This window comes from Fusobacterium varium (genome assembly GCA_021531615.1).
Classification (GTDB): Bacteria; Fusobacteriota; Fusobacteriia; order Fusobacteriales; family Fusobacteriaceae; genus Fusobacterium_A; species Fusobacterium_A varium_C.
Genome location: JADYUE010000016.1, coordinates 19034 through 40470, shown reverse-complemented (window position 1 = coordinate 40470; position 21437 = coordinate 19034). Strand labels below are relative to the sequence as shown.

General features: G+C 29.1%; 21 protein-coding genes. 15 read left to right on the top strand and 6 right to left on the bottom strand.

The genetic code is table 11. The features are described from left to right. Window positions 1-72 precede the first annotated feature (72 nt). From I6E31_06955 to I6E31_06945, 3 genes are read right to left on the bottom strand one after another with little or no spacing between them, the layout of a single operon-like run. A complete protein-coding gene (locus I6E31_06955) occupies window positions 73-738 on the bottom strand; it encodes a malonyl-[acyl-carrier protein] O-methyltransferase BioC (GenBank protein ID MCF2639714.1) in 666 nt (221 codons plus the stop codon). A 1-nt stretch (window position 739) separates the two neighbouring features. Then, on the bottom strand, window positions 740-1336 hold the full coding sequence (locus I6E31_06950; protein MCF2639713.1) for a DUF452 family protein: 597 nt from the start codon (window positions 1334-1336) through the stop codon (window positions 740-742). Then, window positions 1314-2432: an aminotransferase class I/II-fold pyridoxal phosphate-dependent enzyme gene (locus I6E31_06945; GenBank protein MCF2639712.1), complete on the bottom strand. Its 1119-nt coding sequence runs from the start codon at window positions 2430-2432 to the stop codon at window positions 1314-1316. Before I6E31_06945 ends, I6E31_06950 begins: the two co-directional genes overlap by 23 nt. A gap of 231 nt (window positions 2433-2663) precedes the next feature. On the opposite strand from I6E31_06945, the gene I6E31_06940 reads away from it, so the two are divergent. From I6E31_06940 to I6E31_06880, 13 genes are all read left to right on the top strand, one after another. Continuing rightward, window positions 2664-4250 (top strand): hypothetical protein, encoded by a 1587-nt coding sequence (locus tag I6E31_06940; protein ID MCF2639711.1) that lies wholly within the window; start codon window positions 2664-2666, stop codon window positions 4248-4250. 124 nt (window positions 4251-4374) lie between these two features. Beyond that, entirely contained in the window at window positions 4375-5235 is an 861-nt protein-coding gene (truB, locus tag I6E31_06935; protein MCF2639710.1) for a tRNA pseudouridine(55) synthase TruB, read from the top strand. A gap of 22 nt (window positions 5236-5257) precedes the next feature. Beyond that, on the top strand, window positions 5258-7075 hold the full coding sequence (gene typA / locus I6E31_06930; GenBank protein MCF2639709.1) for a translational GTPase TypA: 1818 nt from the start codon (window positions 5258-5260) through the stop codon (window positions 7073-7075). A gap of 21 nt (window positions 7076-7096) precedes the next feature. Continuing rightward, window positions 7097-7945, top strand: coding sequence for an ankyrin repeat domain-containing protein (locus tag I6E31_06925; GenBank protein MCF2639708.1), 849 nt, complete (start codon window positions 7097-7099; stop codon window positions 7943-7945). Between the two features lie 513 nt (window positions 7946-8458). Next, window positions 8459-9790 (top strand): dicarboxylate/amino acid:cation symporter, encoded by a 1332-nt coding sequence (locus tag I6E31_06920; GenBank protein ID MCF2639707.1) that lies wholly within the window; start codon window positions 8459-8461, stop codon window positions 9788-9790. A gap of 196 nt (window positions 9791-9986) precedes the next feature. Then, the gene (locus I6E31_06915; GenBank protein ID MCF2639706.1) at window positions 9987-10919 is read left to right on the top strand and encodes a formimidoylglutamase; all 933 of its coding nucleotides are present in this window, start codon (window positions 9987-9989) and stop codon (window positions 10917-10919) included. 83 nt (window positions 10920-11002) lie between these two features. Beyond that, complete coding sequence (locus tag I6E31_06910; protein ID MCF2639705.1) at window positions 11003-11854, top strand: MurR/RpiR family transcriptional regulator; 852 nt, start codon at window positions 11003-11005, stop codon at window positions 11852-11854. 23 nt (window positions 11855-11877) lie between these two features. Beyond that, entirely contained in the window at window positions 11878-12213 is a 336-nt protein-coding gene (locus I6E31_06905) for a tRNA-binding protein (protein MCF2639704.1), read from the top strand. A gap of 24 nt (window positions 12214-12237) precedes the next feature. Next, window positions 12238-13047 carry a pyrroline-5-carboxylate reductase gene (proC, locus tag I6E31_06900; GenBank protein ID MCF2639703.1) on the top strand — a complete coding sequence of 270 codons (810 nt, stop codon included), beginning with the start codon at window positions 12238-12240 and terminating at the stop codon, window positions 13045-13047. Between the two features lie 138 nt (window positions 13048-13185). Next, window positions 13186-13806, top strand: coding sequence for a PHP domain-containing protein (locus I6E31_06895; protein ID MCF2639702.1), 621 nt, complete (start codon window positions 13186-13188; stop codon window positions 13804-13806). A gap of 16 nt (window positions 13807-13822) precedes the next feature. Next, window positions 13823-14815: an ABC transporter substrate-binding protein gene (locus I6E31_06890; protein ID MCF2639701.1), complete on the top strand. Its 993-nt coding sequence runs from the start codon at window positions 13823-13825 to the stop codon at window positions 14813-14815. Continuing rightward, the gene (locus tag I6E31_06885; GenBank protein MCF2639700.1) at window positions 14778-16409 is read left to right on the top strand and encodes an iron ABC transporter permease; all 1632 of its coding nucleotides are present in this window, start codon (window positions 14778-14780) and stop codon (window positions 16407-16409) included. Before I6E31_06890 ends, I6E31_06885 begins: the two co-directional genes overlap by 38 nt. Window positions 16410-16424: 15 nt before the next feature. Then, window positions 16425-17351, top strand: a complete 927-nt coding sequence (locus tag I6E31_06880) for an ABC transporter ATP-binding protein (GenBank protein ID MCF2639699.1) — start codon at window positions 16425-16427, stop codon at window positions 17349-17351. Window positions 17352-17403: 52 nt separating this feature from the next. Here I6E31_06880 and I6E31_06875 read toward each other — a convergent pair whose 3' ends face one another. The 3 genes from I6E31_06875 to I6E31_06865 all read right to left on the bottom strand — a co-directional run bounded on the left by I6E31_06875 (window position 17404) and on the right by I6E31_06865 (window position 20259). Further along, window positions 17404-17826, bottom strand: a complete 423-nt coding sequence (locus tag I6E31_06875; GenBank protein MCF2639698.1) for a PaaI family thioesterase — start codon at window positions 17824-17826, stop codon at window positions 17404-17406. A gap of 77 nt (window positions 17827-17903) precedes the next feature. Then, window positions 17904-18380 carry a flavodoxin gene (locus tag I6E31_06870; GenBank protein ID MCF2639697.1) on the bottom strand — a complete coding sequence of 159 codons (477 nt, stop codon included), beginning with the start codon at window positions 18378-18380 and terminating at the stop codon, window positions 17904-17906. A gap of 532 nt (window positions 18381-18912) precedes the next feature. Further along, window positions 18913-20259, bottom strand: coding sequence for an MATE family efflux transporter (locus tag I6E31_06865; protein MCF2639696.1), 1347 nt, complete (start codon window positions 20257-20259; stop codon window positions 18913-18915). A gap of 156 nt (window positions 20260-20415) precedes the next feature. Here I6E31_06865 and I6E31_06860 point away from each other — a divergent pair, with 156 nt between their 5' ends. Continuing rightward, window positions 20416-20826 carry a hypothetical protein gene (locus I6E31_06860; protein ID MCF2639695.1) on the top strand — a complete coding sequence of 137 codons (411 nt, stop codon included), beginning with the start codon at window positions 20416-20418 and terminating at the stop codon, window positions 20824-20826. Window position 20827: 1 nt separating this feature from the next. Beyond that, on the top strand, window positions 20828-21415 hold the full coding sequence (locus I6E31_06855) for a DNA-3-methyladenine glycosylase (GenBank protein ID MCF2639694.1): 588 nt from the start codon (window positions 20828-20830) through the stop codon (window positions 21413-21415). Window positions 21416-21437 lie beyond the last annotated feature (22 nt).

The window sequence follows — 21437 nt, the reverse complement described above, 5'->3', positions numbered from 1 at the left end:
TAGTATCATAAAAATTAAACTTTAAGCTAGCTAATTTTTTATAGAATTTGATCAGCTGAGTAAATACTATCATTATTTTTCACATAAAAAATATCCAATCTCATAAGTAAGAGTTTTAGAAGAAAAAGATTTTATCTTAGAGATAGAACTTTTTTTAAAACCAGTAACTCCACTATTTTTTAGATGCTTTAAAGCATCTAATGGTGTATAAAATTCAAGAGAGGTACTCTCTTTTTTATACTTAACTTTTTTAAAATATTTTCTTAATATATTTTCAATCTCCTCAATTTTAAGATAATCAAGAGATATATTAAAATGCTCATTTATCTCTTTTAAATTTCCTGAAATATAGATTGAGAAATATAGATTTTTACAAAAAGATAGTTTTTCTATTAGCTTTTCAAGAGGGGATATCCATTGAAAAACAGAACTAGAAACAATAGTTTCAACTTTTGGAAGTTCAATTTTTAAAATATCTCCAACTAAAAAAGAGTTATAAGGAATATTATTTAAAAATCTTTCAACTTGGAAAAAATCATTTAAAATAATTTTATTTGGAGAGTAACTTTTTAAAAATTCCCTTGTAAATATTCCAGTTCCACAACCAATTTCTAAAATAGATTCAAAACTATTTTTATCATTTTTTATCTCTTTAATAAGTTTAATTAGATGAGAAGCAACTTTTTTTTGAACTATTGCATTTTCATCATAACTATCAAATTTTTTATTAAAATTCATCTTAATTTTCTCCTATTATATCTAACCAACTTTTAAAAAAATTAAAAGGGTAGTGTGGACATTGAATAATAGATACTTCAATGTTGTGACTATTATAGTATTTTTCTTGCCTAAGAGCTGGAATAATTCTATCTTTTTTACCAATAAAAACTTTACTAAAAACATTTTTTTCAGGAGAATAATTATCTTTAAAATATTGAAGCTCAGCTTTTATCTCTTGAAAATTTCTATTAGAAAATAGATTTTCACTATCTACTCCCATATTGTGATAAAATTCCTTTAAAGTCTCAGGAGTAAGGTTTTTAAGAGTAGCTTCAAAAATTCTTTCAGGGATTCCAAACTCCCCTATTGTTTCAGGAACTCCATTAATAGAGATAACTTTATCTAATTTTATATTATTATAGTTTAAATATTTGCATAAATAGTAGCTTCCAAAAGACCAACCAATAGCTATTACATCTTCATAGTTTTTAAAGATAGAGCTATCTAAATCATATGGGAAATTCACTATTTTAACCTCATAATTTTTAGGGATAGTAAGATGATCAACAGCTTTATTATCCATTCCCCAGCCATTAAAGAACACTATCAATTTCATATTTTAACTCCTTTACAAATCTTTCCAGATCTTCCTTAGAAAAGTTAGGGTTTAATCCTATTCTAAATCTAGCACTCCCTTTTGGCACTGTTGGCTCTTTAACTCCATATACTAAAAAACCTTTATTTTTTAGATTTTCAGCTATTTTTATAATTTTTTTATTATCTCCAATTATAATACTAACAATATGTGTAGTAGAGGAAGTATCAATACTATTTTCTTTTAATAGAGATAAAAAATATCTTATTAGCTCTTGTAATCTCTCTCTTTTTTCTAAAAATTCAGGCATCTTTTTTAAAATAAATAGATTCCAGCAATTATTTACAGGAGGTAGAGCAGTTGTAAAGATAAATTTTCTATTTTTATTGATAATATAATCTTTGCAAAGTTGGGAACAAAGAAGATATGAACCAACAGATCCCCCACCTTTTCCTAAGGGGATAACGAGAAAATCAATATCTTGTACAAGATTATTTTCATAGGCAATTCCATATCCATTAACCCCATAAGAGTGAGCTTCATCAACCATCAGATCAAAGTTATATTTTCTTTTTAATTCAACTAATTTTTTTATATCTGCCACATCTCCATCCATACTATAAACAGTTTCAGTAACAACAAGGATATCTTCATATTTATCTCTATATTTTATTAAAAGATTTTCTAAATTTTCCATATCTAAATGCTTATATCTCAATAGTTTTGCTCCAGAGTTAACAATCCCATCATAGATACTTGCATGGTTTAATCTATCACTGATAATAAGTGTATCTTTATTATAAAAAGTCTCAATTATAGATGAATTGGCATCAAAACCAGAGTTGAAAACAATTCCAGCTCTATTGTAGATTTTTTCTAACTCTCTTTCTAACTCCATAACTTCAGGATATGAACCATCTATTAAACGAGATGAGCTAGAGGATAGTTTACAATGATAATTTGAATAAAACTCATTTAAAAGCTCTTTGTCATTTGCTAATCCTAAATAATCATTAGAAGAAAAATTTATAAGTGAAGAGTTACACTCTTTTAAAACTCTAAAGTTGTTAGTTTCTTTAAGAGAGTTTAATTCCTCTTGTAAAAATTTATTATTCATTTAAAGCCTCCAATTTTAACTTTAATATAAAGATAATATCACTAAAAAAAATATATTTCAAATAATAACTAAAATGAAAAATTCTATATAGCTAAATTTCAATAAATAGTATAAAATAGTAAGGTAAAATTTAAAATTTTTGGAGGGAGTTACGTGAATCAAAATAGCTTTATTAAAAAGATTCTATTTTCTATCTTTTGTTATCTTGTAATTATCACAGCAACTGTGGATATGACAAAAAATATCTCATTGGGAAGTGAGAAACCTGAAACAACTACGAAAAGTGAAAATGTAGTTAAGGAATTAAATATGTTAGAGGATAAAGAAGAGGTAGCTGGAGAGAAAAAAGAAGTTGTAAATCCTGTAATCGAGGAGAAAAATATAACTACAACTGATAAGGTAGAGGAAAAAAATACAGAAGTTACAACTGAAAATAAAGGAGAAGAGGTTGTAGTTAAAGAAAATATTGAGGATAAAAAGGTATCAAATAAGTATAAATATGCTAATAAAAGTATAAGAGTATTTGCTGATACTAAAATTACTCCTAAAGCTGAGGATAACTTAAAAATAAGTACTAGGGTTGAAGTTTTAGAGAAAAGAACAGTTGATATTATAAAAAATAAAACTGTTAAAAAAGCTGATGGAAAAAATGAAGTTCAAAAAATCGTTATAAAGGATAACTGGGAAAAAATTGCATATACTAAAAATGGTAAGAGAAAAACTGGTTGGATAAAAGAAAATCAACTTGCTGGAACTATGCAAGAGACTTTACCAAAAAATTGGAAAAATCTTGATTTCTCTCCAGTTGAGAAAAAAGAGTATCCAGATAATAAAAGGGTAAAAGTAAAAGGGATCTATGTAACAAGTAGTTCAGCATCTCTAAATAAAAAGATGGATGAATTAATTGCTCTTACAAAAAGAACTAAGATAAATGCCTTTGTAATTGATGTAAAAGAAGATGATGGAACACTTTTATTTAAAATGGAGGCTGGTGAAAAATATAATCCTTTAGCTAATAGACGTGCTCCAATTAAAGATATTGAAAAATTTATGAAGAGATTAAAAGATAATAATATCTACACAATAGCAAGAATAGTATCTTTTAAAGATCCTACTTATGCTAAGGCAAATCCTGATAAAGCTATAATTAGTAAAGCTACTGGAAAACCTTTTACAAATAGTGATGGTGTTATTTGGGTTTCTCCTCACGATAGATATTTATGGGAATACAATGTAGCGGTGGCAAAAGAAGCAGCAAAAGCTGGATTTGATGAGATTCAATTTGACTATGTAAGATTCCCAGCATCAAATGGAGGAAAGTTAGATAAGGAACTGAATTATAGAAATACAAAAAATGAATCTAAGCCAGAGACAATTCAAAAATATTTAGCTTATGCTAGAAAGGAATTGGAACCTTTAGGAGTATATATAGCAGCAGATGTTTATGGGCAAGTTGGAAGTTTACCAGATGATATGGCATTGGGACAACATTGGGAATCTGTAAGTAATGTAGTTGATTACATCTGTCCAATGATCTATCCAAGCCACTATGGAAGAGGGGTTTATGGACTACCTGTACCAGATGCTTATCCATATAAGACAGTTTATCATTGTACACAAGACTCTATAAATAGAAATGCTAATATTGATACACCAGCTATGATCAGACCATGGATACAAGCATTTACAGCAAAGTGGGTAAAGGGACATATTAATTACGGACCTAAAGAGATAGAACTTCAAGTTCAAGCTCTAAGAGATTTAGGAATAGAGGACTATATATTATGGAGTCCAACAAATAAATATAGAATAGAATAACTATATTTTTCTAAAAATCAGAAACAGTGGTAAAAAAACGTAAATAGAAAAAATTTATAAAAATGTTTGAAAGATGAATAATATATGTTATAATAAAGGATAGTTCTATGCAGGAGTTGATGTTTTGGAAGGGATAATAAATGTAAATAAACCTAGTGGAATAACATCTTTTGATGTAGTTAGAAGGTTGAGAAGATGTCTTCACGAGAGAAAAATAGGACATACTGGAACACTTGATCCATTAGCAACAGGGGTACTTGTAGTATGTGTTGGGAGAGCAACAAGACTTGTAGAAGATATTGAAGGATATGAAAAAATATATACAGCTGGATTTGAACTAGGATATAGAACAGATACTTATGATGTAGAGGGAAAAGTTCTTGACAAAGTAGATGAATTTAATGTTTCAACAGATGATTTGAAGATAGCATTAGAAAGATTTACTGGAGAGATAGATCAAGTACCACCTATGTATTCTGCATTAAAAGTAGATGGAAAAAAACTCTATGAACTTGCAAGACAAGGAATTGAAATAGAGAGAAAATCAAGAAAAGTAACTATCTCTTTTATTGAGATACTGGAATTTGATGGGAGAAAAGGAAAGATTAGATGCAAAGTTTCAAAGGGAACTTATATTAGATCACTTATTAATGATTTAGGAGAGACTTTAGGGACTTTTGCAACAATGACATCTCTAGTTAGAGAGGAAGTTGGAACTTCTAATATTGAAAAAGCCTATACATTAGATTCTATTGAAGAGATGTGTAACAGTGGAGATAGTAGCTTTATAAGTAGTGTTGAAGAATTCTTTGATTATCCAAAGATAACTTTAACTGGAGATAAAAACCTACTTTTATTTAGAAATGGACATACAGTGAGATTTACTACAGAAAATGGAAGATATAGAGTGTATGATATTGAAGGTAAGTTTTTAGGATTATGTAATGTAAGTAATAATTTATTAAAGGGATATAAATATTTTTAATTCCCGTAAGGAAGGTTGAAAAATGAAAATCAAAAACATAGCAATTATTGCCCATGTTGACCACGGAAAAACAACATTAGTAGACTGTCTATTAAGACAAGGTGGAGCATTTGGGAGCCATGAACTTGAAAAAGTAGAAGAAAGAGTAATGGACTCAAATGATATTGAAAGAGAAAGAGGAATAACAATTTTCTCTAAAAATGCCTCTGTAAGATACAAAGACTATAAGATCAATATAGTTGATACTCCAGGACATGCTGACTTTGGAGGAGAGGTACAACGTATTATGAAAATGGTTGATTCAGTAGTACTACTTGTAGATGCTTTTGAAGGACCAATGCCACAAACAAAATATGTATTAAAGAAAGCTCTTGAACAAGGGCACAGACCAATAGTTGTAGTAAATAAAGTTGATAAACCAAATGCAAGACCAGAAGATGTATTATACATGGTTTATGAATTATTTATTGAATTAAATGCAAATGAACTTCAACTTGAATTCCCAGTAATCTATGCATCTGGAAAAGGTGGATTTGCTAAGAGAGAGCTTACTGATGAAAGTTCAGATATGATACCACTATTTGAAACTATTCTTGAGCATGTAGAAGATCCAGAAGGAGATGCTACAAAACCTATGCAATTCTTAATTACTAATATTGCATATGATAACTATGTTGGAAAACTTGCAGTAGGAAGAATCCACAATGGTATAGTTAAGAGAAACCAAGATGTTATGCTTATAAAAAGAGATGGAAAAATGGTAAAAGGAAAAATCTCTGTTTTATATGGTTATGAAGGATTAAAAAGAGTAGAAATTCAAGAAGCTCAAGCTGGAGATATAGTTTGTATAGCTGGAATCGAGGATATTGATATTGGAGAAACTCTTGCAGATATCAATGATCCAGTAGCATTACCATTAATTGATATAGATGAGCCAACACTTGCTATGACATTTATGGTAAACGATTCTCCATTTGCTGGAAAAGAAGGAAAATTTGTAACTTCTAGACACATTTGGGAAAGACTACAAAAAGAATTACAAACAAATGTAAGTATGAGAGTAGAAGCAACAGATGCTCCAGATGCCTTTGTTGTTAAAGGAAGAGGAGAACTTCAACTTTCTATACTTCTTGAAAATATGAGAAGAGAAGGATTTGAAATTCAAGTTTCAAAACCAAGAGTTCTTATGAAAGAGGAAAATGGACAAAAAATGGAGCCTATCGAAATGGCACTAATTGACGTTGATGATTGTTATACAGGTGTAGTTATTGAAAAGATGGGAAGTAGAAAAGGGGAAATGGTAACAATGACTCCTGGAACAGATGGATATACTCGTCTTGAATTTAAAGTACCTGCAAGAGGACTTATTGGATTTAGAAATGAATTCTTAACAGATACTAAAGGAACAGGAATATTAAACCATTCATTCTATAGCTATGAACCATACAAAGGAGAGATCCCTACAAGAACTAAAGGGGTATTAATAGCAACAGAACCTGGAGTAACAGTTCCATATGCTTTAAATAATATTCAAGATAGAGGAATATTATTCTTAGATCCAGGAATTCCTGTATATGAAGGAATGATAGTTGGAGAGCACAGCAGAGAAAATGACCTTGTTGTAAACGTATGTAAAACTAAAAAACTTACAAATATGAGAGCAGCAGGAAGTGACGATGCAGTTAAATTAGCAACTCCAAGAAGATTCTCACTAGAACAAGCACTAGATTATATTGCTGAAGATGAGTTAGTAGAAGTAACTCCTACAAATATTAGACTTAGAAAGAAAGTTCTAAAAGAGGGAGAAAGAAGAAAAGCTGAAAAAAGAAATGAAGACTAATTAACTGGAGAGGTTAAATTTATGAGAAAGCTAATATGTCTAAGTATAATAATAATTATATTTACAAGTTGTTCAATGCTAAAAGACAAGAAAAATGTGGTTATTGCACCTGAAGAGGTGGTAAATGCAATTGAGACAGATAATAGTTTTTTATTAAATAGTTTTTTTTCAGAAAATTTTCCTGTAACATATAGCAAAGATGGAAAAAGTCTGCTTATGATAGCTGTTGAAAATGATAGCCATAATGTATTGGATATGATTCTAATAAGAGGGGCATATCTTGAAGAGGAGATAGAAGATGGAAGAACACCTATTTTCTATGTGAGAAGCTCTGAAGCTTTAAATAAACTTGTTATAGCAGGAGCAGATATAAATAAACTAGATAATAAGAAAGAGAGTGTAATTAGCTATTTTATAAAGAATAAACCTTTTGAGTATAGTGAATATTTAGTTTTAGCAGGGGCAAATTTAGATATAGAAAACAGTGAAGGATGGACACCTATTTTTGATGCAGTAGTTTCTGGTAATATTAAACTTGTAGAACTTATGTTAGAAAGAGGTGGAGATTTTAAAAAAGAGGATATTTATGGAAATATTCCTATTTTCTATACTAATGATGAAAATATGCTTTTAAAACTTTTAGAGATAAAAGATTATAATCTAAATATGAGAAATAGAAAAAATGAGAATATATTTGGTGAAATATATTTGAGAGCAGTAGATAATGGATATGTAAATGTAGTTAAAAAACTATTTGAATTGGGAGTAAATCCTTATTATATGTCTTATGGTGATAGTGCTATATCTATTGCTAAAGAAAAAAATAATTTAGAGATGATTGAACTTTTACAAAGTAAAGGTTTAAAATAGGCTTATAGAAAGGTGTTGAGAGATAGAAACTCAACACCTTTTTTAAAAAAAATAAAAAAGCAGGAGGATCTGCCAAATCCTCCCACATAAAACTTTTATGAATAAAATCTAGTATAAGTTTTTAGATAATAAAAAGAACATTATTATCATGACTAAAATATAAAATAGCCTCTTCACTTCGCACCTCCTTTCTTGAGATGTTCAGATTCGAGGCGGAACTTGATTATTATATCATTGATTTTATTAAAATGCTATGGTATAATTAAGTTGACTAAAAGATAAAATAGTAACAGGAATGAAAAGACAAGGGCTGCCAAAAACCTTGTCTTTTTTATTTTTGCTAAATGACTTCTATATTAGTTTGAAAATTTTTTAAAATAATAGATTATTTTTTAAGAGAAAATAAAAATTTTTTTGACATTTTTTAATATCTTTATTATAATCATTAAAGGTAAAATTTTTTTAAACCCATGTTATCTAAAATTAAATTATTATATATGGAGGTCTAATTCAGTGAAACAAGGGAAAAACACTCTTGCAATAAAGATGACAATAGCTTTAATTGCAGGAATAGTAGCAGGATTTATTTTTATTCTTTTAAGAGAAAAAGTTGGGGGAAATAGTGATACTTGGAAATTTATTAATTCATTACTTTTCCAAGATATTTCAGCTAAGGGAGCAGAAAGATCATTAGGTATTTTCTATATTATAGGGCAACTTTTTGTAAATTCATTACAACTAGTAATAATTCCAATGGTATTTACATCTATAACTTTAGCTATGTGTCACATTAGTGACTCAAAAAAATTAGGGCGTATATCATATAAAACTTTAAGTTTCTTTTTAATTTCTTCACTAATTGCTTTAGTTATGGCAGGTATTGTGGGAATGCTTGTATATAAATCAGGTGGATTTAATGTAAAAATTTCTACTGGAATTAACATGGTAAAAGGAAAATCAGGAAGTAACCCATTACTTGTATTTATGAGTGTTGTGCCTAACAATATTTTCTCAGCATTTTCAAATAATGGTGGAGTATTAGCAACTGTATTTTTAGCAGTTTCAACAGGACTTTGTATAAATAGTTTAGGAGATAGAGTAAAATATTTAAAAAATGTACTTCAAGAGATCAACGATATAGTTGTTAAGTTCTTATCTTTTGTTATAAATAAATTTGGACCAATAGCTATATTTGTACTTTTAACAAGAACATTTGCATCATATGGAGTAGATCACTTAAAACCAGCTATGGTGTATGTTGTGGTTACAACTATTAGTTTATTGATATTCTTAGTATTTGGATATTCACTTCTAATAGCAGTTTCAACAGGATTAAGTCCAATTCCTTTTGTTAGAAAAGCAGCTAAAGTTGCATTATTTGGATTCTCAACTTCTTCAAGTGCAGCAACACTACCTTTAAATAAAAAGACAACAGTTGAAGAATTGGGAGTAAGTGATGATATAGCATCATTTGTCCTACCTTTAGGAATGACAACAAATATGAATGGAACAGCAATAATGCAGGTTATAGCAGCAGTATTTGTTGCAGCAGCAGCTGGATATGAAGTTACAATGACAAATATTTTTGTTATAGGATTATTAGCTTTAGTGGCATCAGTAGGAACTCCAGCAGCACCAGGAGCTGGAGCAGTAGTATTATTTACAATTCTAAGTGGTTTAGGATATGTAAATGATGCAGCTATCTTAGTTTATTCATTGATTTTAGCAATAAATAGACCTATTGAAATGCTAGTTACTTCACTAAATGTAATTGGAGATAGTGCAACAAGTATTTATGTAGCAAAGAGTGAAAATATGCTAGATATAGATACTTATAATAAATAAAAAATATTAAAGAAAAAATATTATTGAGGATAATTAATAGTTATCCTCAATTTTTTTTAAAAGATTATAAATAAAAAAAGTTTTTTATTGAATATAGTGTAAAATATAACTATCTAGGTATTATTTCTATTGACAATTCAATAAAATTAGAGTAATTATTGTATTAAGATATTAAATCAACAGAGGAGGAGCTAATATGAAAAAACTTTGGAATGGTAAAATAGATAGCTTTGAAGAGGATGATTTAAAATTATGGCAAGTTGTAAAAGATATAAGCGAGGCTCAAGAAAAAGGTGGAGTTTGCTTTGTTGGTTATGATACAGAAGATGGAATTTTAAGAGATGAAGGAGTAGCTGGAGCTTCTGAAGGTGCTAATGCTATTAGAAAAGGATTAAGTGAACTACCAAATATTAAAAATTTAAGAATATATGATTATGGAAACTTAGAGAAAAAAACTTTAGAAGAGGCACAAGAAGAGTACAGTGAAAAGATAGCTGATATTTACTCTAAAGGGCTTTTTCCTATTGGTTTAGGTGGAGGGCACGATATAGTTTATGGAGCTTATAAAGGAATAAGAAAGGCTTTTCCAGATAAAAAAATAGGAATAATTAGTTTTGATGCTCATTTGGATATAAAATCCTATGATGAGAGAATGACATCTGAAACATCTTTTAAAAAGATATTAGATGAAGATAAGAATGTAGAGTATGCAATAACAGGTTTTCAAAGATTGGAAAATAGTAGATCACTTATAAAAAATGCTGATGAAAAAGGTGTTTTAGTTTTAGAAGAGGAGTATCCAGAAGAGTTTACAATATCATCTTTAAAATCTTTTGTTAAGAAGATGGATATAGTTTATGTGACAATATGTATGGATGTCTTTGATGGGGCAGCAGCTCCAGGAGTATCATTTCCAACTGTATTAGGAATGGATTCTAAAAAAGGAAAGAGAATTTTAAGAGCCTTAATGGAAACTAAAAAAGTTGTATGTTTAGACTTTGCAGAGATAAATCCTAGATATGATGTAGCAAATAGAACAAGTAGATTAGCTGGATATATGATATATGAAACTATGGAAAAATTAGTTGATATGTATAGATTTACTAAATGGTTTGATAAAATAAAATAGAAAAAATGTTTTTGATTTTATATAAAGAATGGGGTATAATTGTAACTAAAACAGATATTTTTTAATAGAAAGGGACATAGGTTATGAAGAAGAAAATACTTGGATATTTAGACGACAATTATGATAGCTTTAGTAAAAGTTTTAAAAAAATAGCTGATTATATAAGATATAATCAAAGTATAGTTTCATTTATTTCAATAAATCAATTGGCGAAAGAGACAGATACAAGCCCAGCTACAATAACTAGATTTTCTAAAAACTTAGGGTTTAGAGGATACCCTGATTTTCAAAAGATATTTCAAAAAGAGGTTGAAAAAGAGACTTCTTATATGAAAGGGTTAAAAAATAGTATAGATGAGATGTCTGGTGGAACAAATATTTTACAAGAGGTAATAGATACAAATGTTGAACTTTTGCAAGAGATTGATGTTCTTGAAATTGAAAAGGCATTGGACCAAGCAGTAGAATGGATAAAGAGCAGTAGAAAGCTATATATCTTAGGAGCAAGAGGGTCATATGCACTAGCTTATTATCTATACTTTATGCTTAAAGAGTTTAGAGAAGGTGTAGAACTTATGATCTCTGGAGCTTCAGATTTTACAGATAAACTTCTTTATTCTCAAAAAGATGATCTTTTATTTACAATTTCATTCCATCCATATACAAACTTCACTTGTCAAGTGACAGAATTCTTTAAGGAGCAAGGAAATAAGGTTATAACAGTAACAGATAAAAAAGATTCAACTCTTGGAAATATATCGGACTTAGTTTTAACAACTAAAAATGGAGAAAAGGCATATACATTTGTACCAGGAATTGTTATTTTAAATGCTCTTTTATTGAAACTTGGAGTAGAGGATAAAGAGGAAGTTTTAGATAAATTTGAAAAACTTAAAGAGATAACAGATAGATTTAATATCTATATAGATAAATAAAATATTTTTTAGGGGGAAAAGATATGGAAAAAATCAAATATTCAGATTTTGCAAAACTTGAAATGAGAGTAGGAAAAATAGTTGAAGTTGAGAAGGTAGCAACTGCAAATAAACTATATAAAGTTCAAATAGATATAGGACATGAAAATACTATTCAAACAGTCACTAGTTTAGTAGATTATTATACTGCTGAAGAATTAATGGGGAAAATTGTAGTTGTACTTGTTAATCTTGAGCCTGCTAAAATGAGAGGAGAAGTATCACAATGTATGTTACTATGTGCAGAAACTGAAGATGCTAGTAAGAGTATTTTATTAACACCTGAAAAAGAGATTGCATTGGGAACAAAAATAGTTTAAATATATAAGAGAGGGAAAAGGAAAATGAAAAAAGTAGGATTTATTGGTTGTGGAAACATGGGAGAAGCCTTTTTAAAGGGGATAATTAATTCTCTTATGGTTGAAATCAATGATATAAGAGTCTATGACTTTTTAAAAGGAAAAGAGATAGAAAAAAAGTATGGAGTAAAAGCATTAGATAGTGAAGTTGCTATTGCTGAAGAGTGTGATATTATTTTCTTAGCAGTAAAACCAAATGTATATATGGATGTTATTGATGAGATAAAAGAGAGTATCAATAGTACAAAGGTTCTTATTGCTATGGCTCCTGGAATAACTATGGAGGATATTTTAGAGGAAACAGAAAATACAAATAGCAAAATAATAAGAACTATGCCAAATCTACCTTTAATGGTTCAAGAGGGATGTGTTGCATATAGCTTTAATGAAAATATTGAAGATGAAGAAAAGGTATATTTTAAAGAGCTATTTGAAAAAATTGGAATGGCAGTAGAGATAAAAGAGGAACTTTTTGATGCTGTAATAGGAGCTTCAGGATCTTCACCAGCATTTATGTTTATGTTTATTGAGGCTCTTGCTGATGCTGTTGTATTAGAGGGGCTTCCTAGAGCAGCAGCTTATAAATTGATTGGACAAACTTTAATAGGAGCAGGAAAGATGTTCCTTGAAAGTGGAAAACACCCTGGAGAGTTAAAGGATAATGTATGTTCACCTGGTGGAACAACTATTGAAGGGGTAAAAACTTTAGAGGAAAATGGATTCAGAGGAGCAATAATAAAAGCTGTTACTGATACTATAAAAAAATCTAAAGAGATGACTTTAAATAATAAATAAGAGATAAAAGCTCTTTGCACTGCATTCAAACTTTTAAAATAGTATGGATGCAGTTTTTTTATAGATATATATTTTATAGGGTTAAAATTTGTGTTATAATAAAAAAGTTATAAAAATAAAAAGGAGTTATATTTCAAAATGAAAGTAGATTTACATTTGCATGATAATAAATATTCTACAGATAGTCACATATCTATAGAAGAGATAGTTAGAGAAGCAAAGAGAAAAGGACTTGATGGGATAGCACTTACAAATCATGAAAATCCAGATGTTATAAAAGAAATTGATGAGCTTGTAAAAAAATATGATTTTGTTATTTTTCCAGGGGTAGAGTATCTAACAAAGGATGGAGATATTGTTGCTTTTGGAATAGATAAACTGCCAGAAGAACAGATGAGTGCTCAAGAGTTTATTGAGTATGTAGATAAATTTGGTGGAACTTGTACAGCAGCTCACCCATATAGAACAAATAATAGAGGGTTAGAGGATAAACTATATACAGTTAAAGGACTTACAGCAATAGAGGGATACAATGGAAGTACAAGTGATTATCATAATGGATTAGCAGTTAAAGCAGGAAAGGAACTTGGAATACAAGTGATTGGTTCAAGTGATGCTCATGTAGTAGAAAAAGTTGGAGTATATGCAACACTTTTACCATACAAAGTTAAAAATGTAAAAGAGTTAATTGAAGCATTGAAAACTAATAGATGTAAACCTTTAAAATATGTAAATAATAACTATGAAATAATAGAGTAAACCTGAGGAGGAAAGAATGAAAAAGAGAGCATTGACATTTTTAATTTTTTTATTAGGATTAAGTAGCTTAGTTTTTGCAGAGGGAAGTTTAAAAGTTGTAGCTGCTTATGGAGGAAAAGAAAAGATATTTCAACAATTTACAAAGGATACAGGAATAAAAGTTGATTTTATAGATATGTCTTCTGGAGAGCTTTTATCAAAATTAGAAGCTGAACAAGGAAAACCATCAGCAGATGTTTGGTTTGGTGGAGGATTAGATAGTTTTATAGCTGCTAAAAATAAAGGACTTTTAGAAAAATATGTTTCTCCAGAAATGGAAGAAGTTCCTTTAAAATATAGAGATAAAGATGGATATTGGTCTGGAGTATCATTGGTACTAGTAGGATTTATGGTAAATAATGATATTTTAGAAGAAAAAGGATTAAAAGCTCCAAAAACTTGGGCTGATTTAGCAAAACCAGAATATAGAGATGAAGTTATAATGGCAAACCCTGCTATTTCTGGAACAAACTATGCTTTAGTTCACAACTTAATTCAAGCATTAGGAGAGGAAAAAGCATGGGCATACTTTGAAGAATTAGGTAAAAATATTCCATTCTTAGCAAAAAGAGGAGGAGAACCACCTTTAAAAGTTACAAGTGGAGAGTTTGGAGTTGCAGTAATTCCAATGTCAGGTGAATTTATATTAATGGAAGGAAAATATCCAGTAACAACTATTTATCCTGAAGATATGATTCCTTGGGTACCAGCAGGAATGGCTATATTTAAAAATGCTGAAAATCTAGATGAAGCTAAGAAATTTATTGACTGGGCACTATCAGAAAAAGGTCAAATAGTTATAAGAGATGAAGATCCTAGAGCTATGGTAAGAAATGGAGTAGAGATTCCAAAAAGCATAAAAACAGTTGATATGAATAAATTAGTAGATATTGATATTGAAAGACTAGGAACTGAAAGAGAAAAGGTTTTAAATGAGTGGAAATCAAGATTTGGAAATAAAGCAAAATAATTTTAGCTATAATTTAATATTATTTCTAGTTATTATTGGGGTAGTACTTTTTTGTTTCTACCCCATTTATAAAATTATAGTTACTAGTTTTTTTGATAATAATAGTTTTACTTTAAAATTTTATAAGGGAATTTTTAATGAAAATTATTTGCTATTGAAAAATAGCATGATAACATCATCAATATCAGCTGGGATTGCATCTATATTTGGAGGAATAATAGCTTACTATATGCTTTTTTCTAGTGAGAGAGTAAGAAAATTTTATTATTATCTATTGATGTTGACTATGATCTCTCCACCATTTATATTCGGGATCTCTTATATAATGCTTTTTGGGAGAAGAGGACTTATAACATATAGAGTTTTAGGACTTCATACAAATCCATATGGTTTAAAAGGGATAGTTATGCTTCAACTTATTGGAGAGATCTCCTTTGCAACCTTTATGTTATATGAGATATTTAAAAATTTTGATTATACTTTGATAAATGCCTCAAGAGCTTTAGGAGCTTCACCTTGGGAAAGTTTAAAGAGAGTGGTTTTTCCAATCTCTGTTCCAGCTTTTTTAGGGACTTTTTTTATACTTTTTACAAAAAATTTATCTGATTTTGGAAGTGCTATAATAATAGGAGGAAGAGAAAGTACTTTAGCAACTGAGGCATATTTGACAGTAATTGGTGAAGGAAATATGCCAAAAGCAGCGGCAATGACATTGTTACTTATATTTCCAGCACTTTTAGCTTTTCTATTGTACAAGAGAATACTTTTGAAAAAATTTAGCAGTTTTTCAGTGGGAAAGGGTATGGAGTCTAAAAATATCTCTTATTCTCTTCCATTGGGAGTAAAGATTCTTTTTAAAGTAGTAGCTTATCTATTTGTATTGATAATGTTTATTCAATATTCAGCTATATTTTTTTCAGGGTTTTATAATTATACTTCAAAAGGGATAGAGTTTACCTTAGAGTATATAGAAAAATTTAAGCTTTCATCTACAAGGGTATTTTTAAGAACAATAGTTTATGCTTTTATATCTGGTGCAATATCCTCTACTATAGGAATTTTAATCTCGTATTATAATAGAGAAAGAAACAGTTATTTCTTTAAGGGGATAGAGTTTTTAGGGGGATTGCCTTATATTATTCCAGGAACATTTTTTGGATTAGGATATATTTTAGCTTTTAATAGTGGAATCTTTACTTTAACAGGAACAGCTACAATAGTGATTTTAAACTGTGCTTTTAGACAGATAAGTATTGGAATAAAAGCTGGAGACTCAATATTTTCTACATTGAATCCAAATATAGAAAAAGCAGGTAGAGATTTAGGAGCATCTAAGATGAGAATACTTTTAGATATAATATTTCCACTATTGAAACCAGCATTTTTAATCTCTTTTGTTAATTGTTTTATAGCAACAATGACAACTATAGGGGCTATAATATTCTTGGTGTCTCCAGGGAATAATGTTGCCACAATAATGCTTTTTACACAGGTTGCACAAGGGGAGTATGGAGCAGCTTCAATAACAGCTTTAGCAATAACTTTTATCACTTTTTCTTTAAATATTTTTGTAGCAAAAGTATTAAAAAAATAGATTTTGGAGAAAAATATGTATTTAAGAATTGAAAATTTAAAAAAGATTTTTGAAGAAAATAGAGGAATAGAAAAGATAGATTTTAGTATAGAAAAAGGGGAATTAATCTCTCTATTAGGTCCCAGTGGTTGTGGAAAAACTACACTTTTAAATATAATAGGTGGATTTTTAAAACCAGATAATGGAAAAATCTATTTAGAAGATAGAGATATAACAGATATTCCACCAGAAAAAAGAGATATTTCAACAGTTTTTCAAAGCTATGCACTTTTCCCCCATATGAATGTTTTAGAAAATATTAAGTATGGTTTGAAATATAAGAAATTTACAAAGAAAGAGCAAAATGAATTAGCTTTAGAATACTTGAAAATAGTTGGTTTAGATGGATATGAAAAAAAATCTATCCAAGAGTTAAGTGGTGGACAACAGCAAAGAGTAGCACTGGCTAGAGCTTTGGTGCTATATCCTAAGATACTTTTATTAGATGAGCCATTTAGTAATCTTGATGCTAAATTAAAAATCAGCATGAGAGAGGAGCTAAAGGAGTTACAAAAAAACTTAAAAATAAGTATGATATTTGTCACACATGATCAAGAGGAAGCATTGAGCATATCAGATAAAGTAGTGGTTATGAACAATGGAAAAATAGAGCAAATAGGGACTCCTGAAGAGATCTATTACTCTCCTATAAATGAGTATGTAGCTAATTTTATTGGAAAATCTAATTTTATATTAAAAGATGGGGTTAAAAAGTTGATACGTCCAGAAAATATAAAGATAGAAAAAAATCAAAAAGGTAGTTGGAAAATTATAAATAAAGAGTTTATGGGGGCTTATACTATCTTAAAAATAAAAAATGAAACAGAAGAAATCTATGTAAATATTCAAGGAGAAGAGGGAAGAGAGTATAAATTAGGAGATTTAGTAGAGATATCTATATAGTTTTATCAATAAAAAAAGTTATTGTAAGTTAAAAACTACAATAACTTTTTTGCTATTTAGAGAAAAGATTCATTTGAGTACATCTAAATAGTGCTATAACTTTTCCAGTTTTCTCATCAGAAACTTCAGCATCCCAAACTTGTGTATTTCTACCTAAATGCATAGCTGTAGCAACACAGAATATTCCACCCTCTCTAACAGTTCCTAAATGGTTACTTTTAAGTTCAATAGTACAAAGACTTTCGGCTCCCTCAGGAAGATGAGCAAAAGAGGCATATCCACAAGTTGTATCAGCTAAAGATATTACAGTAGCAGCATGAAGAAAACCATTTGGGGCTATATGATGAGGCTTTATAGTTAATCTACTTGTCATCTTTCCTTCTTCAATTGAAAGTATTTCTACTCCCATAAATTCAGGAAGATATCCTTTTCCCATCTCTTTTAAGAATTCAATAGTTATATTTTTATTTAACATTGCTTTTCTCCTTTTAAATAATAATATAAATTATATGATTATTTAAAAAACATGTCAAATAAAAGGAGAAATTAATATTATTTTACTTTTGCTACCCAAGCATTTATTCTTTCATCTGTAAGGTTACTTTGATTATTTTCATCAATAACTAATCCTATAAATTCACCATCTTCAGCAGCTCTTGAAGAAGAGAAAGAGTATCCATCAGTAGAAGTTTTTCCAACTAATGTAATTCCTTTATCTTTTATTTCATCATAAATAATTCCTATACCATCAACAAAAGTATCTCCAAACCCCTCTTGATCTCCAACTCCAATAAATCCTATTTTTTTACTAGTAATGTTAAGAGTTTTTAATTTATCAAGTGCATCTATCCATTCATCTTGAAGATCTCCCATTCCCCAAGTAGAAGTTGCTAAAATAGCAAAATCATAATCACAGATCTTTTCAATGTCAGAAGCTGAAAAAATATCAGCATTTAAAAGTTTTCCAACTCTTTCAGCTATATCTTGAGTAACTCCAGTAGTACTTCCATAAAAAATTGCAGTTTTCATAATATTAACACTCCTTTGGTAATTTATTTTAATCTGTTTTAATTATAAAACATTTTAATTTGAAAATCAATATATTTTTTAATAAAATATTTTTTGAAAGAACTTTAAAATATAATTTATGGCTCTAATAAAAAGTAAAAATAGATTATCCCTAACATCAAGTTGACGTAATTTCCAAAAGTAAGGGAGTGCAAACGACTATTACTTTTGAGACACAAGCGAAGTACTGTGCTACATTAATTTTTTAGAAGCCCTTAGCGAAATGCAGTTAAGAAAATGCAACGTGTTTGAGCGGAGCCTGCGGAGCGAGTTTTGCATTTTCAACGGAATAAGCTATAGGGATTCTTTATTCACTGACATGGAGACAACTTGATGTTAAAAAAAGAAATAGAGATAACTAAGCTTGACTAATAATCGCTAAATCCAAAGGTACTTTGTCAAAACCTAGTGATGTGCTAGATAACTGAGCTTAGGTAGATAAACTATAGTTTAGTAATAAAAAAGGGTTTGCTTTAAAGCAAACCCAAAATTATTAAACAAAACTCTTTGTAACCCACTTTTTACTTTTCCATCTTAAATACATTGCTATACCCCTAAACCATTCATCAGCAGCATTGGCAATCCAGATACCAACAAGTCCCCAACCTAATTTTATTCCTAAAATATATGAGAAAGGAACTGCTACAATAAATATAAATATTATTCCCATAAACATAGGGAATTGAATATCCCCAGCAGCATGAAGTGAGTTTATAATTACTATATTAAAGACTCTTCCAACTTCTAAGATAATCATAATAGGGAAAACTTTTAATGATATTTCTAAAATAGCGGCATCATTTGTAAATAAACTCATAACTTGATTTTTAAATAGAGCTATAATTGTTGTAACTAAAAATGCAAGTATAATTGACAGTTTAAGACTTTTAAAACATTTATCATATGCTTCTTCAGTTTCATGAGCTCCAACTAATTGCCCAACTTGAATAGCAGTAGCATGTCCTAAGGAAATAGAGAAAGTCATAACAAATGTGGCAACTAACATAAGATAAGTTCTTGATGCAATAAAGTTAGTTCCAAGAGCATTAACCATTGCTAATATCATAAGTTGTCCAATATTCCAAGCTAAGTTTTCTCCGGCAGTTGGAATACCAATAGCTAAAAGATTTTTTATAACATGGAAGGGGAAAGGTTGAAGATATTGTTTTTTAAATCTAAATTTACAATATCTCATCATAACTATTACTCCAACAATACAACCTATACCTCTAGAGAATACAGTGGAGATTCCAACCCCAGTAGTTCCTAAAATTGGCATACCAAACCAACCAAAGATAAACATACCGTTTCCTAATATATTAATAAGGTTTACCCCTATATTTACAAATAACATAGGTTTAGGGTTTCCATGGCTTTTCATTATAGCTCCACAAGTAAGAGTGACAGCTTGAAATACACACAATCCTCCAACTAATTTAAAGTAAGTTTTTCCCATATCCATAAGTTCGAAAGGAAGTTTAATTTTAATTAGAATTTGTTTCCAAAAAACTAGATAGATAAGTCCCATTAAAATTCCAAGGCAGACATTTAAAAAGACAGAAACAGAGATAACCTCTCTAATCTTTTTGCTGTTTCTAGCACCGATATACTGAGCAATTAGAATACTTGTTCCCAACGAGATAAAACCGAATATAACATTCTGGATATTAAGAACTTGGCTAATACCTCCAACAGCTCCAACAGCTTTATCACTGTATTTTCCAAGCATAATAGTATCAATATTTCCAACTATATTAACTAATAAAAGTTCTAAAAATATTGGAATAGTAAGTGAAAGTAAAGATTTTATTTTGATTTTCTCCAAAATATTTCCCCCCATTAAAATTTATTTCAACAAGTATTTTATAGTATTTTTCCAAAATAATCTATAAAAATTTAGAAAAGAAAAGAGAAATATTTAGACAAACTTATTTTAAATATATGTAGCCTATGATATAATAAATATTGATAAAAAATAAAGAAAGGATAGGGAAAAATGGAAGTTATAAGTAAAGATAAACCAAAAGGATTAGCTTATTCAAAATATAAGAAAATGAAAAAAGCAAAGAGATTAGAAGAGGAAAAGAAATTTAGAAGATTAACAGAGAATAAGAGAAAAAATGCTGAGAATAGAAAAGAGAGAGCTATTGAAAAAGAAGCAGAAAGTAGAGTTTCAGAAGTGACAATTTTAGGGTACAATAAAGGTATGCTTATTGTTATGATAGATGGAAAAGAGGAGAAAAGAGCATTATTATTTGATAAAAAGCTTATTAATAAAAGTAATATAAATAGTGAAATTAGAAATTGTGAAGTTAAACTTTATGGTGAAAATTGGAAGATATCAAAACTTAAAAATTTTGATGAAATAAAAGATCAACTTATTTGGGAGATCTCTGAGGAGATATAAGATGATATTAAATAGAGATTTTTACATTAAAGATGGTATTACACTTGCCAAAGATCTTTTAGGAAAAATCTTAGTTAAAGAGATAGATGGAGTATTATACAAAGGAAGAATTGTTGAAACAGAAGCGTATATGGGAATTATAGATAAAGCTTGCCACGCATATAACAACAGGAGAACCAAGAGAACAGAAGCAATGTATAGAGAGGGTGGATATTCATATATTTACTTAATCTATGGAATGTATCATTGTTTCAATGTGACAGCCTCTATTAAAAATAATCCAGAAGCAGTACTTATAAGAGCATTAGAACCTTTAGATAATAAAGATATTATGTTAAAAATAAGAAAAGTTAAGAGTGAAAAATATATTGCTAATGGACCGGGAAAATTGACAAAAGCTTTAGGAATAATCTCTGATGACAATAACATGGATTTAACATTGGGAAAAAATATCTGGATTGAGGATGACGGATATGTTCCTAATAAAATTACAGAAACAACAAGAGTAGGAATCGATTATGCAGAGGAATTTAAAGATAAACCTTGGCGATTTTATATAAGTGAAAATAACAATGTCTCTAAAAAATAAAAAATAGGAGTGTTGTCTATTT

Excerpts from the sequence above, each read along its gene's own strand:
- I6E31_06880 (MCF2639699.1), top strand. The coding sequence starts at position 16,425 with ATGTATTTAAGAATTGAAAATTTAAAAAAGATTTTTGAAGAAAATAGA.
- proC (MCF2639703.1), top strand. The coding sequence starts at position 12,238 with ATGAAAAAAGTAGGATTTATTGGTTGTGGAAACATGGGAGAAGCCTTT.
- I6E31_06860 (MCF2639695.1), top strand. The coding sequence starts at position 20,416 with ATGGAAGTTATAAGTAAAGATAAACCAAAAGGATTAGCTTATTCAAAA.
- I6E31_06895 (MCF2639702.1), top strand. The coding sequence starts at position 13,186 with ATGAAAGTAGATTTACATTTGCATGATAATAAATATTCTACAGATAGT.
- I6E31_06910 (MCF2639705.1), top strand. The coding sequence starts at position 11,003 with ATGAAGAAGAAAATACTTGGATATTTAGACGACAATTATGATAGCTTT.
- I6E31_06915 (MCF2639706.1), top strand. The coding sequence starts at position 9,987 with ATGAAAAAACTTTGGAATGGTAAAATAGATAGCTTTGAAGAGGATGAT.
- I6E31_06945 (MCF2639712.1), bottom strand. The coding sequence starts at position 2,432 with ATGAATAATAAATTTTTACAAGAGGAATTAAACTCTCTTAAAGAAACT.
- I6E31_06955 (MCF2639714.1), bottom strand. The coding sequence starts at position 738 with ATGAATTTTAATAAAAAATTTGATAGTTATGATGAAAATGCAATAGTT.
- I6E31_06940 (MCF2639711.1), top strand. The coding sequence starts at position 2,664 with ATGACAAAAAATATCTCATTGGGAAGTGAGAAACCTGAAACAACTACG.
- I6E31_06870 (MCF2639697.1), bottom strand. The coding sequence starts at position 18,380 with ATGAAAACTGCAATTTTTTATGGAAGTACTACTGGAGTTACTCAAGAT.
- I6E31_06855 (MCF2639694.1), top strand. The coding sequence starts at position 20,828 with ATGATATTAAATAGAGATTTTTACATTAAAGATGGTATTACACTTGCC.
- I6E31_06885 (MCF2639700.1), top strand. The coding sequence starts at position 14,778 with ATGAGTGGAAATCAAGATTTGGAAATAAAGCAAAATAATTTTAGCTAT.
- I6E31_06925 (MCF2639708.1), top strand. The coding sequence starts at position 7,097 with ATGAGAAAGCTAATATGTCTAAGTATAATAATAATTATATTTACAAGT.
- I6E31_06950 (MCF2639713.1), bottom strand. The coding sequence starts at position 1,336 with ATGAAATTGATAGTGTTCTTTAATGGCTGGGGAATGGATAATAAAGCT.
- I6E31_06905 (MCF2639704.1), top strand. The coding sequence starts at position 11,878 with ATGGAAAAAATCAAATATTCAGATTTTGCAAAACTTGAAATGAGAGTA.
- I6E31_06875 (MCF2639698.1), bottom strand. The coding sequence starts at position 17,826 with ATGTTAAATAAAAATATAACTATTGAATTCTTAAAAGAGATGGGAAAA.
- I6E31_06865 (MCF2639696.1), bottom strand. The coding sequence starts at position 20,259 with ATGGGGGGAAATATTTTGGAGAAAATCAAAATAAAATCTTTACTTTCA.
- I6E31_06890 (MCF2639701.1), top strand. The coding sequence starts at position 13,823 with ATGAAAAAGAGAGCATTGACATTTTTAATTTTTTTATTAGGATTAAGT.
- typA (MCF2639709.1), top strand. The coding sequence starts at position 5,258 with ATGAAAATCAAAAACATAGCAATTATTGCCCATGTTGACCACGGAAAA.